The organism is Flavobacterium sp. Root420 (assembly GCF_001427905.1).
In the GTDB taxonomy this organism is placed as follows: domain Bacteria; phylum Bacteroidota; class Bacteroidia; order Flavobacteriales; family Flavobacteriaceae; genus Flavobacterium.
Genome location: NZ_LMEF01000019.1, coordinates 18,971 through 35,769 on the forward strand (window position 1 = coordinate 18,971; position 16,799 = coordinate 35,769).

Consider the following 16,799-nt stretch of genomic DNA (forward strand, 5'->3'; position numbering starts at 1 on the left):
TAAAGTTTTTTTCAGACAATTATAAGGGCAGCTGCAAATAGTTGCTTATTTGTTTATTCCCAAAAGAAAGAAATTGTGCTTATTTTACAAAACATTTCATATCTACATACGAATAGAGATCTGCTATTCGACAAAATTACTTTTACAGCCCATCAGCACGAAAAAATTGCCTTGATTGGTAACAACGGTGTTGGAAAATCGACACTTTTAAAAATTATTGCCGGCGAATTACAGCCTTCTGAAGGTTGGATTAAAGCCAATGCAAAACCCTATTATGTACCACAGATTTTCGGGCAGTTTAATCATTTTACCATTGGACAGGCTTTGCAAATTGAAGCCAAACTCAATGCCCTCAAAGAAATTCTGAACGGAAATGTAACCGAAGAAAATCTGGAGATTCTAAACGATGACTGGACTATTGAAGAGCGTTGCAATGAAGCGCTTGAGTATTGGCAACTAACTGATTTAGATTTATCACAAAAGCTGGAAACTTTAAGCGGCGGACAAAAAACAAAAGTTTTCCTTGCCGGAATTTCGATTCATCAGCCTGAACTTATTTTACTCGATGAACCAAGTAATCATTTGGATCTTGAAGCCAGGAAATTATTGTATCATTTTGTTCAAAACACTTCGGCTACTTTAATAATTGTAAGTCACGACCGAAAATTATTGAATTTGTTGAATACGGTTTACGAACTAAACAAACATGATATTACGGTTTATGGAGGGAATTATGATTTTTATGCGCAGCAAAAACAGATAGAAAACAACGCGTTACTACAGGATATTCATAGTAAGGAAAAAGCATTGCGAAAAGCCAGAGAAAAAGAACGTGAAACGATGGAACGCCAACAAAAATTAGATTCACGCGGAAAGAAAAAACAGGAAAAAGCAGGCGTTTCCCGAATCATGATGAATACTTTACGTAATAATGCGGAAAACAGTACTTCGAAAACGAAAAGTATGCATGCGGAAAAAATTGGCGGAATTTCGAAAGAATTACAAGAATTACGTTCTGATTTGCCTGAGATTGACAAGATGAAATTTGGTTTTGACAATGCTGATTTACATAAAGGCAAAATACTTTTTACGGCGACCGATATTAATTTTGGTTACAATGAAGAATTGCTTTGGAAAGAAAATCTCAATTTTCAGATTCTGAGTGGCGATCGTCTTGTTTTGAAAGGATCGAATGGTTCCGGAAAAACCACTTTAATCAAAATCATTACAGGAAAATTAATTCCGAAACAAGGAAGTTTTTATAAAGCTGAATCTATGATTGTTTATATTGATCAGGACTATTCGTTAATCGAAAATCAGCTTACGATTTATGAACAGGCTCAAAAATTTAATGTTTCGGGTTTGCAGGAACATGATATCAGAATGCGGCTGAATCGCTTTTTGTTTTCACAAAATGAATTGGATAAACCATGCAGCGCTTTGAGCGGTGGTGAGAAAATGCGTTTGATGCTTTGCTGTCTGACGATTAACAATCAAGCGCCGGATATTATTATTCTGGATGAGCCTACAAACAATCTGGATATTCAGAATATTGAGATTCTTACGGCAGCGGTCAATGAATATCAGGGTACTTTGATTGTGGTTTCGCATGATGAAGTCTTTTTGGAACAGATTAATATTGAAGGTACTGTTGCGCTTTCTGGGCGCTGATTTAACTGCAAGGGTCGCAAGGATTTTACGCAAGGGTTCGCTAAGCTTTGTGCATTATTAATCTCGCAAAGTCGCAGAGTCGCAAAGAAAACTTAAAAAGAAAAACTTTGCGACTCTGCGACTTTGCGAGATTTTTTTTCTAACCCAGCCAGCCGTCACGATCGAGGCTTCTGTATTGAATGGCTTCGGCTATGTGTTGGGAAATTACGGTTGGTGCAGCATCTAAGTCGGCTATGGTGCGGGCTACATTCAGTATTCTGTCGTAAGCTCTTGCGGAGAGGTTCAGGCGTTCCATGGCGGTTTTTAGTAATTCTTTTGATTGATCATCAATGCGCAATATTCGCGAATTAATTTACTGCTCATTTGTGCATTATAATGGATATTTTCGATTTCTTCAAATCGCTTGGTTTGAATTTCTCTGGCTGCAGTGACACGTTTTCTGATTTCGACACTGCTTTCTGCTTTTCGATCGTCGGCCAGTTTTTCGAATGGAACGGGCGTTACTTCGATATGAATGTCGATTCGGTCTAATAATGGTCCGGAAATTTTGCTTAAATAACGTTGCATTTCGTGTGGCGATGAAGTATTGGGCATACTTGGATCGTTGAAAAACCCACTCGGACTCGGATTCATACTCGACACTAACATAAACGACGATAGATACGTTACTGTGAATTTCGCACGCGAAATCGTTACTTCACGATCTTCGAGTGGCTGACACATTACTTCTAAAACATCGCGTTTGAATTCCGGCAATTCATCCAAAAATAAAACGCCATTGTGTGCCATTGAGATTTCGCCGGGTTGCGGGTAACTTCCCCCGCCGACCAAAGCTACATTCGAAATCGTATGATGCGAACTACGAAACGGTCGTTGATTCATCAATCCCACTTCTTTTAATTTTCCGGCAACACTACGAATTTTAGTGGTTTCAAGGGCTTCACGCAGCGTCATTGGCGGTAAAATACTCGGAACTCTTTTGGCCAACATTGTTTTTCCTGCTCCCGGCGGACCAATTAAAATAATGTTGTGTCCTCCGGCAGCCGCGATTTCCATACAGCGTTTGATGCTTTCCTGTCCGCGGACATCAGAAAAATCAAATTCAGGAAAATCTAAGGTTTTGTAAAATTCGGCTTCTACATTACTAAATGTAAGCTGGCAAAGCAATTACATTATTGCTCCTTTACGATTAAGTAATATATTACTAAAAAGAAAGACCAATCTGAATTTTAATATCTTCCACAATCTTACTCAAATCCAAACTATTTTGATGCGACCAAAGTTCGCTTTCATTCTGATTATTTCTAATGCATTTATGACATTCGATAGCTTCATAAGCATATCCTTTTCCGAGTGTCGGAAAATTAAATACTTCTTCCTCATTATCTTTCACAATCGAATATCCATCAGCAACATGCCAGGGAGCATTCAGTACAATATGCCCTTGTGTTCCTCCAATAACAGCTTTCATATCTGACTCAGAATTTATTGAAGCATTTAAAATCGATTGGGCTTTTTCATAATGTAAAATCATAGAAGTCTGCAAATCAATTCCGTTTTTACTGTAGATTGATTTCGCCATAATTTCTTTTGGAATTCCAAGCATTAAATAAGAAAGAAATAAAGGATAAACGCCAATATCATACAGGGCTCCTCCGCCTAATTTTTTATCAAAAAGCCTTCCACCTGCTGCTTCATCGGCATAAAAATTAAAATCGGCTTTTACATAATTTACGTCACCAATAATTCCCTGATTTACTTTTTCTAAAACTTCTTTTACAGACGGAATAAAACGCGTCCAAAAAGCTTCCATAAAAAATTTATTATACTTTTTTGAAGCATCAATCATCCGAGTTGCGTCATTATAAGAAAGCGCCATGGGTTTTTCACATAAAACATGTTTCCCATTCTCTAATGCCCTGATCGATAATTCGGCATGGGAATCGTGTGGTGTTGCGATATAAACAATATCAACCTGATCATCAGCAAAAAGCGCTTCATAGGAATCGTATGATTTTGGACAATTGTATTGGTTCGCAAAATCCTTGGCTTTTTCGATACTTCGTGAAGCCACTGCAACTAAATTAGCCTCTTCTATCAATACTAAATCGGCTGCAAATTGATTTGCTATATTTCCAAGACCAATAATTCCCCAATTTATTCTATTATTATTTCCCATAATGTCCATTTTACACTTCTAATCAAAAGGTTACTTACAAGCTTACTAAAATAGATAAAAAAAGAGTAGCAAAAACAAATTGGTTATAACATATATTTCATATTTTTAGCAAAAATTTACCCATTTACATATGAAAAAAGCCCTACTCCTACTCTTTTTGAGTGTTTTTTTAACAAAAACGTATGCTCAAGACTACTTCCCTGTTAATGAAAGTGTGCACAACAAAAGCAAAAATTACACTGTTTTTACTAATGCCACCATTTATGTTACCCCAACTCAAAAAATCGAAAAAGGAACTTTACTGATTCAGGATGGTAAAGTTGTTGCAGTTGGAACTGCTGTTTCAATTCCGAAAAATGCTATTACTATAGATTTAGCCGGAAAAACAATTTACCCGTCTTTTATTGATATTTACACCAGTTTTGGAATTGAAAAACCAAAAGCAAATATCACTCCCGGACGTAATCGAAATCCTTTGTACGATACTAAAAGAGTTGGATATTACTGGAATGAAAGTGTTCGCCCAGAAATAAACGGTTATGAAGCTTTTAAATACGATCAGCCAAAAGCAGATGAGTTATTAAAAGCCGGTTTTGGAGTTGTTGGAACTCATATTCCAGACGGAATTGCGCAAGGAACTGGAGCTTTGGTTGCTTTGAACAATGAAGATAATAGCAAACAAATCATTGCAAATAAATTAACGAATCATTTATCCTTCTCAAAAAGCGCCCTTACAAATCAGGCCTATCCAAGCTCTTTGATGGGATCGATGGCTTTGTTACGTCAGATGTATCTGGATTTAGACTGGTACAAAAAAGGGAATTCTGAAACTAAAGATTCATCATTAGAAGCTTTGGCCAACAATGAAACACTGGTTCAGATATTTACTTCTGAAGATAAATTAAACAGTTTGAGAGCGGCCAAAATCGCAAAAGAATTTGGTTTAAACTATATTTTGAAAGGAAGCGGAAATGAATTTGAAAGAATTGAGGAAATTAAAAATACTAACGCTAAATTCATTATTCCAATAAGTTTCCCTGAAGCTTATGATGTTTCAAATCCATATTTATCCAACCAAATCGAATTGGCTGATATGCTTTTCTGGAATCAGGCACCAACCAATTTAAAAGTACTTTCGGATAACGGAATTGTATTTGCACTGACTACAGACAAACTGAAAAAGATTGAAGATTTTAAACCAAATCTTTTAAAAGCCATAAAATTAGGTTTTGATAAAACGAAAGCTTTAGAAGCTTTAACGACAATTCCGGCAGCTATTTTAGGAAAAAGCGACGAAATAGGTAGTTTGAAAGTGGGTACGTATGCCAACTTCATTATTACTTCAGGAGAAGTTTTTGACGAAAAAACAGTTCTATATGAAAACTGGGTTCAGGGATCTAAATTTATCATAAACGATCTTAGTGCCAAAGATATCCGTGGAAACTACGACTTAACTGTTGGAAAAGATATTTACAAATGGAAAATCGACGGAACTGCTGATGCTCAAAAATCAGAGGTAACAACTGTTGATGCCAAAAAGGTAAAAAGCACTTTTTCTATTGCTAAAAACTGGATTTCATTGGTGATCAAACCCGCAGATACGATCAAATCTAATTATACACGTTTAACCGGATTCATCGAAAAAGCAGACGCTTTATCTGGAAAAGCAGTTTTATCAAATGGAGATGAATTGGTATGGAGCGCTGTAAAAACGAGTCCGTTTGTGGCTGTAAAAGATACTTCTAAAGTTGAAAAACCACTTCCAATTATGCCGGTAACGTATCCGAATGTTGCTTTTGGTGATACTAAAAAACAAACTGCCCAAACCTTATTATTTAAAAATGCCACAGTTTGGACGAATGAAAAAGATGGAATCCTAACCGAAACGGACGTCTTAATCAAAAATGGAAAAATCGCTGCCGTTGGTAAAAATCTTTCTAATGCCGGCGCCACTGTTATTGATGCTAAAGGAAAACACATTACCAGCGGTATTATTGATGAGCATTCGCACATTGCGATTTCTAAAGGGGTTAACGAGAGCGGTCACAACTCTACTGCTGAAGTTACGATTCAGGATGTTGTAAACTCCGAAGACATTAATATCTACAGAGATTTAGCGGGTGGTGTAACTATTTCACAGTTACTACACGGTTCGGCTAACCCAATTGGAGGTCGTTCTGCGATTGTAAAATGGAAATGGGGTTCTTCTGCAGATGAAATGTTATACAAAAACCAACCTAAATTTATCAAATTTGCTTTGGGTGAAAACGTAAAACAAGCGAATTGGGGAATTGATAATCCAACTCGTTTTCCACAAACAAGAATGGGAGTTGAACAAGTCTTTACAGATTATTTTCAATTGGCTAAAGAATATGACGAAAGCTGGAAAAAATTCAACGCAGGTTCTAAAAAAGGAAAAGCACCGCGTGTGGACTTAGAAATGCAAACGCTTGTTGAGATTTTAAACAAAGAACGTTTCATTACTTGTCACTCTTATATAGAGTCTGAAATTTTAATGTTGATGAATGTTGCAGAGAAATTCAATTTCAGAGTAAACACTTTTACACACATTTTAGAGGGTTATAAAGTAGCTGACAAAATGAAAGAACATGGCGTTGGAGCTTCAACTTTCTCTGATTGGTGGGCTTATAAATTTGAGGTAAATGATGCGATTCCGTTTAACGGACCAATTATGCACAATGCAGGATTGGTAGTTGCCTACAACTCTGATGATGCTGAAATGTCTCGCCGATTAAATCAGGAAGCTGCAAAAGCAGTGAAGTACGGAAATATTTCTGAAGAAGATGCATGGAAATTTGTGACTTTAAATCCTGCGAAACTTTTACATATTGATGATAAAGTAGGAAGTTTAAAAGTAGGTAAAGATGCTGATGTTGTTTTATGGAGCGACAATCCACTTTCTATTTATGCTAAAGCCGAAAAAACAATCATTGAAGGAGTTGTTTATTTTGATATCGAAAAAGATGCTCAAAAACAATTGGCTATTACTAAAGAAAGAAGTGAACTGATTGGACAAATGTTGCAGGAAAAGAATAAAGGAAACGGAACGCAACAACCAACCAGAAAAGAGAAAAAAGAATATCACTGTGATACTTTAGAGCAGTTATAAGAACTTTAGAAAATTCATAATGATAAAAAAAGACAACATGATAAATAAAAACATATATAAATTGCTGCTCCTGTTTTGTGCTTCGGTACAAATAAATGCGCAACAAATCCCGGCTCCAAAACAAACCAAATCCGTTTTGATTTTAAATGCGACTGCACATTTAGGCAACGGAACTGTTATTCAAAATAGTGCCATTGGATTCAAAGACGGAAAACTTACTTTAGTAGCCGATGCCTCAACGATCAGACTTGCGGCAGGAGCTTATGATACAACTATTAATGCTACAGGAAAACATGTTTACCCTGGATTCATTGCACCAAACTCTACTTTAGGTTTAGTAGAAATTGATGCCGTGAAATCATCAGACGATGAAGAAGAAATTGGAACTTTTAATCCGAATGTGAGAAGTATTATTGCTTACAATTCAGAATCAAAGGTAGTGGAAACAGTTCGCCCAAATGGTATTTTGATGGCTCAGGTTACGCCCCGAGGAGGAAGAATTTCAGGAACATCATCTGTAGTACAATTGGATGCATGGAGCTGGAAAGATGCTATTTTGAAAGAAAATGACGGAATCCATCTTAATTTCCCATCAGGTTTTAAAAGATCAGGATCATGGTTTGAACCGGGAGTCATTGAAGCCAATAAAGATTATACTAAACAAGTAGAGGAAATAAACGCATTTCTTATAAATGCAAAGGCTTACAATCAAACTGCACCTAAAGAAAGAAATATTGTTTTAGAAGCTACAAAAGGATTGTTTGATGGTACACAAACCTTATATGTACATGCTGATGAAGAGAAACAAATTGTAGATGCCATTCAGCTTGCGGCGGATCATCAAATCAAAAAAATTGTGATAGTGGGCGGATTTGAAGCTTACAAATCTGCTGATGTTTTGAAAAAATACAATGTTGGAGTTTTACTGAGACGTGTACACGACATGCCAACAAGCGATGATGAAGATGTGAATTTACCATATAAAATGGCAAAAATACTAACCGATAAAGATATTGTTGTGGGTCTAGAAAACAGCGGAGATCATGAACGTATGAGTGTTAGAAACCTGCCTTTCTTAGCCGGAACCTGTGCTGCTTTCGGTTTAGATAAAGAAGTAGCCTTACAATTAATAACTTCGAATACCGCAAAACTATTAGGTATTGATGGAAGTTGCGGAACTTTGGAAACAGGTAAGGATGCAACACTATTTATTTCTGAAGGAGATGCACTGGACATGCGAACCAATAAATTGACGACTGCTTTCATTCAGGGTAGAACCATTAACTTAGATACTTTCCAAACGAAACTGAGCGACAAATTCAAAGCGAAGTACGGACAGAAATAATTTAAATTCTTTTAAAAAAAGGCATCAGGTGAAGATTTTCATTTTGATGCCTTTTTTATTTAAAAATGAAATGATTTGACTATTTTTATAAATATTTAAACATAATAACTCTTAAAATTAGAATTATTTTCATTATTTTTTGTTAACAAGGCCGAAAAACCTTACATGTTTTTAATTTCAGATTAATAAATTGTAAAATTTAAGTTCATTTTAACAAATACACGCAAAATATAGGGGGTTAAATTTAAAAATTAACAAAAATTAAACAATAGAATCTATTTTTAATAGGGGTGTCGAATGATTTTATACTTTTATAAAAAATTTAAAACTAAATAACTATGCGAAAAATTATTTTAAGTGTGATTCTTATCACTATTTTGGTACTGACTTTTGTATCAAACTTCATCTTATCAGACAACCCAATTCCAGCAGAAGCTGTAAAGTTTGATACCGGAGATACAGCTTGGATGATCGTAGCAACTGCATTTGTATTGCTAATGACACCAGGTTTAGGATTTTTCTACGGAGGTATGGTAGGTAAGAAAAACGTTATCAGTACCATGCTTCAAAGTTTTATGGCAATGGTAATTGTTACTATTTTATGGGTTGTTGTTGCTTTTGGTTTAGCATTTGGTCCTACTATTGGAGGAATTATTGGAAATCCACTTCCAAATTTATTCTTTCAGGGCGTTGGTACAAGTACTGCCTGGAGTCTTGCCCCTACAATTCCTTTTATGTTATTCGCATTATTTCAAGCAAAATTTGCCATCATTACACCAGCGTTAATTACAGGTGCTTTTGCGGAGCGTGTACGTTTCTGGGCTTATTTGTTATTCATGGTTTTGTTTATCTTATTTATATATTCACCATTAGCGCACATGACGTGGCATCCTGATGGAATTTTCTTCAAAATGGGAGTATTAGACTTCGCTGGAGGAACTGTAGTACATATGAGTGCTGGATGGGCTGCATTGGCCGGAGCGATGTTCTTAGGAAAAAGAAAAGTTCAAAAAGTAAATCCTGCCAGAATTACTTATGTATTATTAGGAACTGGTTTATTATGGTTTGGATGGTTTGGTTTCAATGCAGGTTCTGCTTTAGGATCAAATGGTTTAGCTGTACAAGCTTTAGGAACTACTACTGTAGCTGCTGCTGCTGCTGCAATGGCATGGGTTTTCCTTGACAAAATATTAGGACACAAATTATCTGCACTTGGAGCTTGTATTGGAGCTGTTGTAGGTCTTGTTGCTATTACTCCTGCCGCTGGTTTCGTAAGCATTCCTCACGGAATTTTCATTGGAGCCTTTGCTGCAATCGTAAGTAACTTAGTAGTAAGCAAATTCCCTAAAGGAAAAATTGATGATGCCTTAGATGTATTTGCTTGTCACGGTGTTGGTGGTATGGTAGGTATGTTATTAACCGGAGTTTTCGCTTCAAAAGCAATTAATCCTGTAGTTGGGGACAATCAAGGTTTGATTTTCGGAACTCCAACTTTGTTCATTAACCAATTAATTGCTTTAGTAGGAGTTTCTATCTTTGCTTTTGTAGGATCATATATTTTATTCTTTGTTGTAAACAAAATTACTCCTCTAAGAGTTACTGAAGAGAAAGAAGAATTAGGATTAGATATCTCTCAACACGGAGAATACCTATAAAAATTAATTTCCGAATTTGCCCAATCAATAAAAAAGCACTCTGAGTTTTAAACTTAGAGTGCTTTTTGTTTTGAATTAACTTTTTAACCTTAATGCTTGATATTTATTATGAGTTTTGAGTTATGAATTATGAGTTAGAAGTAATAACACTCAAAACTCATAATTCATAACTTTTTTAATTATTTGAAATTCGAAATCCCGGTTTTTAACCAGGTCAAATATTCTTCAACATCTACATAACTAATTGTTGGTTTTGAATTGTTTAAATTCTTTCCTTCCAGATCAGTAATAACATATAGAGGCTGTGTATTTGTTTTATATTTTGAAATCATAAAATCAGTCCATTTATCGCCAATAGTTTCGATTTTATCTCCTGAAGCCGTAACAAATTGCTTATCTTTTGGCAACGGACGCTGATCATCAACAAAAAGAGAAATCAAAACAACCTCATTTTTCAAAACTGGTAAAACTCTATCATCAGACCAAACATTGTTTTCCATCTTTCTACAGTTGACACAAGCATGACCTGTAAAATCTAACATAATTGGTTTATTAATTGATTTTGCATACGCTAATCCATCTTCGTAATCAGTAAAAATCATTATACCATGCGGGCCTAATTCAGCTCCTTCCGGTAAACCTTTTATTTCACCATTATTGACACTTGAATTAGCAGAACCTCCTACTCCTAAAGGGCTTTCACTATAAGTTGGCGGTGGTGGAAAAGCACTAATTAATTTTAATGGCGCCCCCCAAAGCCCGGGAATCAAATAAACTGTAAAGGCCAAGGTGGTCAATCCCAAATATAATCTTCCTACGGAAATATGATTGGTCGGACTATCATGCGGTAATGTAATTTTTCCAAATAAATACAACGCTAAGGCACCAAAAATAGCAATCCAGATTACCAAGAAAACTTCCCTTTCTAATAAATGCAATTGCAAAACCAAGTCAGCATTGGATAAAAATTTGAAAGCAAAAGCTAATTCCAAAAACCCTAAAACTACTTTTACCGTATTTAACCAACCACCAGATTTTGGCAATGAATTCAACCAGCCCGGAAACATGGCAAACAACATAAAAGGCAAAGCCAATGCTAAAGAAAAACCAAACATTCCAATAATTGGCCCAATAACACCATTTGTAGCAGCTTCAACTAATAAAGTTCCTACAATTGGTCCTGTACATGAAAATGAAACAATAGCCAGAGCCAAAGCCATAAATAAAATTCCAATTATCCCTCCTCGATCCGCTTGTTGATCAACTTTATTGGCCCATGAATTGGGCAGCATAATTTCAAACCCACCAAGAAACGAAGTAGCAAAAATCACTAACAAAATAAAGAATCCTAAATTAAACCAAACATTTGTAGCTAATGAATTTAATGCATCAGCGCCAAAAATCCAGGATACTAAAAACCCTAAAGCAACATAAATTACTATAATTGAAACTCCATATATTATCGCATTTCTAATTCCTGCTGCCTTCGTTTTGCTCTGCTTTGTAAAGAAGCTCACCGTCATTGGAATCATCGGAAAAACACAAGGTGTCAACAATGCGGTAAATCCAAATAAAAATGCCACAAAAAACACTGACCATAAACTTCTGCTTGGTGCAGGAGGCGGAATATCATTATCTTTTGAAGCCGTAGTTATTTCCGCTTTAGCAGTTTCCGTTTTAATCTCTTTTGTTACAGCTGACAAAGTATCAATAGCAATTCCTGTTACTTTTGTTTCATCTTTTTTTGCTTCAGAAACCATTGCAACAGCTTCCATTTTGAAAGCTGCCGGAATCGCAATAGAGAATTTTTTATTCGAATTGATACAAACCTCTTTACACACCTGAAAGTCAAAATCGACATCAACGGTTTTTAAAGCAGGGTTTGTAATCGTGATTTCCTGTTCGATATGCGCTTTTCCTTCAAAGAAAGTTTCGTTTACACCAAAAACATCATTAAAAGCTGTTTTGGTTTTTCCTTCTTTGGCTTTCCCAACTAAATTATAATTTCCTTTTTGGTTTTTAAATACAATTTCTAACGGAAGCGGCCCTCCGTCCGGCGTAAATTGCGAATACATATGCCAGTCTTTTTCAATAGTTGCATCAAAAATTAAAACCGCATTTGTACCCGATTTTTTTTCAATTTTAACCGTCCATTTTACGGGTTCTAAAATCTGAGCGTTACCTTTTGCAAAAGCAAAAATGAAAAATAACAAAAAAACAAGGTTTTTATTCCAGACACTTTTTGAAGTTATCGCTTGATAGGATTGAGTAAAGTTCATTATTGTAGTTCTATTTTAAGTATTCTATTTGTGGTATCTTCTATTTTAAAACGTTCGTCCTGCCTGATTCCGATAACCCATACAATCTGATTATCTGAACACAAAATCCATGTTTTTTCCTTTTCGATCAGTGATAGCTTTTCATCTTTAAAAAGTTTGCTCACTTTTTTAGACTTGCCATTCATTCCAAACGGATAAAAAACATCACCTTCATTCCATTTACGTAAAACCAACGGAAATTGGATTTTTTCGGCGTCAACAAAGATAGCTTTATTTGAATCTAATGTAATGTCGTCTACCTGACAAAGCTTTAATTTTAAGGGAAAATTAACGTCTTGATCCTCTTTATTGATGTGATATTCGTCCTTTTCATCCTCTTCTGAAAGCGGACTTAAAATCAATGTATTTCTATTTTTTAGCAATCTAAATTCAGCAGAAAATACTTGTTTTCCGGATTGTCCATCCACTAAATCATAAATATCATTCCACGCCAAAAAGCCAAATTCATTCAGCCATTGATACAAATATGATTTATAATTGGGTAATTTTTGAAGCTGATTTAAATCGAAATGAATATCCTCACCGACTTCCTTCGCCACTTGCTGATAAATCATAATCGAAGCATCTTCTACCATTTCCTGAGATTCCTGCAAATACGATTGCGTTTTCTGAAAAGCATTCAAAAAGTTAGGATTAATCTCTTTCAATATCGGAACTAAATCATGACGAATTTTATTGCGTAGGTATTTATTGGATGCATTGCTGCTATCTTCACGCCATTCGATATTGTTTTCTTCGGCGTATTTAAGAATTTCTTCTCTCGAAAAAGGCAAAAGCGGGCGAATAATTTTATCGTTTTGTTCCGGAATTCCCGTTAAACCATCTAATCCGGTTCCGCGGGTTAAATTGATAATAAAAGTTTCCAGATTGTCATCTGCATGATGTGCTGTTAAAAGATAGTCGAAATTTTCAGTTTCCAGAAGTTCATAAAACCAGCTGTATCGTAGTTCGCGCGCCGCAACCTGAGTCGATAATTTATAGTCTTTAGCAAAAGCTTCGGTATCAAATTGAGTGGTGAAAATTGGAATATTATTTTGATTGCAATAGTTTTGAATAAAATCTTGATCACCAAAACTTTCTAATCCGCGAAGTTGGAAATTACAATGCAAAACGGCAATTTCGAACGGCAATTTCTGCAACAAATGCAGTAAAACCATACTGTCCAAACCTCCGCTTACAGCCAGAAATAGTTTTTTACTTTCCAAAAATGGAAACCTCGAAATAATGTGATTTTGAAATTTTGAAAACATTTGATAAATGTAAAGAATTAAATTCTATCAATTTTTAAATGAAATGTTAAGTGTATTTTTTTTTGCCACTCCTCGATAGCTATCGGTGAGTGGCAAACTTTTTACTGTAAAACTTCGTGCATTGCCTTAGCCTTCAACAAACATTCTTCATATTCTTTTTCAGGATCAGATTGTGCCGTAATGGCGCTTCCTACTGAAAAAGAAACGTATTGATTTTCCTGATTGTACAAAATACTTCTGATTACCACATTAAAATCGAAATCACCTTCCGGTGTAAAATAACCAACTGCTCCGCTGTATAATCCGCGTTTGGTTTCTTCCAGATTTTCAATGATTTTCATTACTGAAATCTTTGGTGCCCCTGTCATACTGCCCATTGGGAAAGTAGTTCTCAAAACATCAACCGGAGCATATTGAGCGTCTAGTTTTGATGTTATGGTCGAAATCATTTGATGCACTTGTAAAAACGAATAGATTTTGCAAAGCTCTGTAACTTCCACAGAACCTTTTTGTGCGGTATGCGACAAATCATTTCTGACCAAATCGGTAATCATGATATTCTCCGCTCTTTCTTTTGAATCTGATTCTAGGAATTGTTTTGATTTTTCATCTTCAATAGGATCCGAAGATCTTTTTGAAGTTCCTTTTATCGGTTGAGAAATAATCGTTTCACCAACTTTTTTCAGATAACGTTCCGGAGAAGCAGAAAGCAAATATTGTTTGTGATTTTTAAAGAAAATCGAAAACGGAGCCTTTGAAATTTCATTTAGTTTTTGAAATTTTTCCAGCGGATCTATCACAGCATTTTCAGCAAAAAATTCCATGCAAAAATTAGCTTCATACATATCACCAACGTGAATATGACTAAGCATTTTGTTTACTTTTTCAATATAAAATTCTTTTGAAATGCGCTGTTCAATATTTAGAGCTGCAGCACTTTCGCCTTTCGTCCCGACGCTTCGGGATTGACTTTCGACTATTTCCTGAAAATCCTCTTCAACCTCATCATCGCAAAGCAATAAATATCTAATTTCAAGCTCATTTCCTTTCAATAGGAAAATCTTTTTTGGCTGAAAGAAAAATAAATCCGGAAAATGCAATCCATCAAAATTAGCCGATTTTAAAGTTTCAACATCATTTTTTAAGTCATAGGTCAAATAACCAAAAAGCCAGTCTTTAGTCGTTTGCTGGTATTGTTTTAAATCATCAAAAGCGTTTTGGAAATCGGTTTTTAAAGAAGTGAAAGCATCGACAGCCAATACACAATCAAAACTGGAATATTCCTGTGTATGCGAATTGCTGTCTAAGAAAACAACCTCACGAAATTGCTGTGACCATGTTAGAAGTTGCTGCTTAAACTGCTCTGGATTTGAAATAGGTTTATGAATGGAAACTCTCAAAAAAGTATAAATTTTAGACTTCAAAATTACGACAAAAAAAATCCTTCAATAAAATTATCCCGAAAAATTATTGGCACACTTTTTAGTATATCGAATTAGTCCTAATTATTAAAACTTTTCCTGCCTATTTGATTGAAAAATTATTCGCGCTTTTATCTACGTACAAAATCCTGTTTACATCGTGTAAATAGTTTTATTTATTAATCAAATTTTATAACCTCTATGAAAACAATTGCACAAGTAGGTGTGACTACCCTGGTAATTATCGCATTACTATTTTCCTGTAAAAAAGCAGATTACGCAGCTGAAGAATCTGCCGATTACAAAACCACAGCAGACAGCACGGCTGTTTCCTCAACAGCCGCAGTAGAGCCCAAAAACAGCAAACAGAAATTTATTCGAACCGCTGATATCAAATTCAAGGTTAAAAACGTCGTCAAATCTACTTATGCAATTGAAAATGCCGTAGCAAAATTTGGAGGCTTTGTTACTTACACCAATCTGCAAAGCAACATTCACGATCAGATTAAAACTAAAATCAGTCAGGACAGTACGCTGGAAACCACTAAATTTTCAGTAGAAAACAATATTACAATTCGCGTTCCTAACACGCAGCTTGACACCGTAATTAAAAGCATTGCCAAGCAAATTGACTTTCTGGATTTCAGAGTCATTAAAGCTGATGATGTTTCATTAAAATTATTAGCCAATCAGCTTTCTCAAAAAAGAAGTACTACAAATGAAAAAAGAGTTGAAAAAGCAATTGATACCAAAGGCAAAAAAATAAATGATATTATGGAAGCCGAAAATGCTTTGGCCAATCAAAAAGAAGCGAATGATAGTAAGACAATCGAAAATTTATCCATGCAGGATCAGGTTAACTTCAGCACCATTACTTTACAGTTGTACCAAAATGAAACGATTAAACAAGAAATAACCGCTGGTGAAAAAGACAGTGCTTATTACAAACCCAATTTAGGAATCCAAATTATTGATTCATTAAAAACGGGCTGGTATATATTGCAGTCCATTTTGGTTTTCCTGCTTAACCTTTGGCCTTTTATTTTAATCAGTTTAGGTGGATTTCTTCTGTATAAAAAATACGGAAAGAAATAAGAAAAGTGTTAATAAAATAGCAATATCATAATGAAAAAAGCGTTATATTTGGTATAGCATTCAATTAATCCTAAGACAGGATTGTTTTGATTGTAAAATCCTCAATAAAGTGTCATTAAATTTTAAATTTCATTTTTATCAGGACAGGCAACATATACGATTTCCAGCAGATAACTATATTTTTTAACCTCTTAAAAATCCTAAGTATTATGAAAATTGCTACAATTATTGTCCGTGTCTTAATTGGTCTTTTACTGCTTTTTGCATCGATCAGTTATTTTTTCCACTTAATGCCAGAACCAGAAACCACAGGAAATTTCAAAGCCTTCAATGTAGGTTTAATGGCTTCAACTTATTTAATGCCTTTAGCTAAATCAATTGAATTACTTTGTGGTATTGCATTTGTAACGGGACGTTATGTAACATTGGCTAATATTTTGATCTTACCAATTACAGTAAACATTTTGTTTATCAATTATTTCCTTGCGCCGGAAGGCCTGCCAATTGCGGCATTATTATTCCTGGCCAACTTATTTTTGATTTACAGATATTGGGATAATTATAAAAGTGTTTTCACAGCATAAATATCTTAGAACTTAAAATAACAAGTAGCTGTCTCAAAACTGAGGCAGCTATTTTTTTTAGGCTTGTTTTTTTCTGGTCAATTTTGTATATTTAATCAGTGATTAACAGCTGATTATATATGAGATTCAA

Annotated in this window: 10 protein-coding genes and 1 pseudogene; 6 read left to right on the forward strand and 5 right to left on the reverse strand. The window is 35.1% G+C overall.

The genetic code is table 11. The features are described 5' to 3' along the window. Nucleotides 1-75: 75 nt before the first annotated feature. A complete protein-coding gene (gene abc-f / locus ASC72_RS11705; RefSeq protein WP_056190914.1) occupies nucleotides 76-1,671 on the forward strand; it encodes a ribosomal protection-like ABC-F family protein in 1,596 nt (531 codons plus the stop codon). Nucleotides 1,672-1,810: 139 nt separating this feature from the next. Here the strand turns inward: abc-f and ASC72_RS24515 are convergent. Together ASC72_RS24515 and ASC72_RS11715 are read right to left on the reverse strand one after the other, a co-directional pair. Beyond that, nucleotides 1,811-2,808, reverse strand: a pseudogene (locus tag ASC72_RS24515) (YifB family Mg chelatase-like AAA ATPase); the annotation flags it as partial. Nucleotides 2,809-2,875: 67 nt separating this feature from the next. Beyond that, a complete protein-coding gene (locus ASC72_RS11715) occupies nucleotides 2,876-3,850 on the reverse strand; it encodes a Gfo/Idh/MocA family protein (RefSeq protein WP_056190915.1) in 975 nt (324 codons plus the stop codon). 130 nt (nucleotides 3,851-3,980) lie between these two features. On the opposite strand from ASC72_RS11715, the gene ASC72_RS11720 reads away from it, so the two are divergent. From ASC72_RS11720 to ASC72_RS11730, 3 genes are all read left to right on the forward strand, one after another. Continuing rightward, nucleotides 3,981-6,980, forward strand: a complete 3,000-nt coding sequence (locus ASC72_RS11720) for an amidohydrolase family protein (RefSeq protein ID WP_056190917.1) — start codon at nucleotides 3,981-3,983, stop codon at nucleotides 6,978-6,980. A 37-nt stretch (nucleotides 6,981-7,017) separates the two neighbouring features. Beyond that, on the forward strand, nucleotides 7,018-8,325 hold the full coding sequence (locus ASC72_RS11725) for an amidohydrolase family protein (protein WP_056190933.1): 1,308 nt from the start codon (nucleotides 7,018-7,020) through the stop codon (nucleotides 8,323-8,325). 338 nt (nucleotides 8,326-8,663) lie between these two features. Continuing rightward, nucleotides 8,664-9,980 carry an ammonium transporter gene (locus ASC72_RS11730; protein ID WP_056190920.1) on the forward strand — a complete coding sequence of 439 codons (1,317 nt, stop codon included), beginning with the start codon at nucleotides 8,664-8,666 and terminating at the stop codon, nucleotides 9,978-9,980. A gap of 179 nt (nucleotides 9,981-10,159) precedes the next feature. On the opposite strand, the gene ASC72_RS11735 is transcribed toward ASC72_RS11730, so the two are convergent. The 3 genes from ASC72_RS11735 to ASC72_RS11745 form a co-directional block, all read right to left on the reverse strand. Beyond that, entirely contained in the window at nucleotides 10,160-12,259 is a 2,100-nt protein-coding gene (locus ASC72_RS11735) for a thioredoxin family protein (RefSeq protein ID WP_056190922.1), read from the reverse strand. Next, nucleotides 12,259-13,569 carry a tRNA lysidine(34) synthetase TilS gene (gene tilS, locus ASC72_RS11740; RefSeq protein ID WP_056190924.1) on the reverse strand — a complete coding sequence of 437 codons (1,311 nt, stop codon included), beginning with the start codon at nucleotides 13,567-13,569 and terminating at the stop codon, nucleotides 12,259-12,261. The genes ASC72_RS11735 and tilS overlap by 1 nt, the downstream gene beginning before the upstream one ends. Nucleotides 13,570-13,670: 101 nt before the next feature. Then, nucleotides 13,671-14,969, reverse strand: a complete 1,299-nt coding sequence (locus tag ASC72_RS11745; RefSeq protein WP_056190926.1) for an anthranilate synthase component I family protein — start codon at nucleotides 14,967-14,969, stop codon at nucleotides 13,671-13,673. Between the two features lie 222 nt (nucleotides 14,970-15,191). On the opposite strand from ASC72_RS11745, the gene ASC72_RS11750 reads away from it, so the two are divergent. Both ASC72_RS11750 and ASC72_RS11755 read left to right on the forward strand, forming a co-directional pair. Next, nucleotides 15,192-16,085 (forward strand): DUF4349 domain-containing protein, encoded by an 894-nt coding sequence (locus ASC72_RS11750; protein ID WP_056190928.1) that lies wholly within the window; start codon nucleotides 15,192-15,194, stop codon nucleotides 16,083-16,085. A 209-nt stretch (nucleotides 16,086-16,294) separates the two neighbouring features. Next, nucleotides 16,295-16,669, forward strand: coding sequence for a DoxX family membrane protein (locus ASC72_RS11755; protein WP_026985982.1), 375 nt, complete (start codon nucleotides 16,295-16,297; stop codon nucleotides 16,667-16,669). Nucleotides 16,670-16,799: the final 130 nt, after the last annotated feature.